We start from the raw sequence: 818 nt of genomic DNA, 5'->3' as shown, positions 1-818 counted from the left end.
GATGGCCGCGAGCTGATCGATGGCATGGCTTCCTGGTGGTGTGCGGTACACGGCTATAACCATCCGCGTCTGAATGCTGCTCTGCTGGAGCAGGCTGAGCAGATGAGTCATGTGATGTTTGGCGGTCTGACGCACAGTCCGGCCATTGAGCTGGCACGGCGTCTGGTGGCGCTGACGCCAGCGGGGCTGGATAAGGTGTTTCTGGCGGATTCTGGCTCGGTGGCGGTGGAGGTGGCGCTGAAAATGGCGCTGCAGTATCAGCAGGCCCGCGGGCTTAGCGGTAAACATAAGATTCTGGCCCTGCAACGCGGCTATCACGGCGATACTTTGGGGGCGATGTCGGTATGTGATCCAACCCGTGGGATGCACCAGTTGTTTGCCGGTATTCTGCCGCAGCAATATTTTGTTCCGTCGCCGCGGACGGGTTTTTATGACGACTGGGATGCCGCCGACTGCAGCGCACTGGAGCAGGTGTTACAAAAGCATCATGCCGACATCGCCGCCCTGATTGTTGAGCCGGTGGTGCAGGGGGCCGGAGGCATGCGCTTCTATCACCCGCAGTACCTGCGCGAGGCGCGGCGCCTGTGTGATGAATACGACGTGCTGCTGATTGCCGATGAAATTGCCACTGGTTTTGGTCGCACCGGACGTTTGTTTGCCTGTGAATGGGCCGGAATCACACCGGATATTCTCTGCCTTGGCAAGGCCCTGACCGGTGGTTATATGACACTGGCGGCAACGCTTACTACCTCACAGGTTGCGGAAACCATCAGCACTGGTGAGGCTGGCTGTTTTATGCACGGCCCGACTTTTATGGG

At 58.9% G+C, this 818-nt stretch carries 1 protein-coding gene; it reads left to right on the top strand.

What is annotated here, in order from left to right:
* Positions 1 to 818: adenosylmethionine--8-amino-7-oxononanoate transaminase (bioA, locus tag B3P58_RS04545; RefSeq protein ID WP_286716306.1), on the top strand; the 818-nt coding region annotated here is incomplete at both ends.

Origin of the sequence: Thalassolituus sp. UBA2009 (assembly GCF_002335285.1) — a bacterium.
GTDB lineage: Bacteria > Pseudomonadota > Gammaproteobacteria > Pseudomonadales > Oceanobacteraceae > Venatoribacter > Venatoribacter alkanivorans.
Note: the sequence above shows the minus strand (reverse complement) of the source record. Positions and strands in the feature narration are given on the sequence as shown.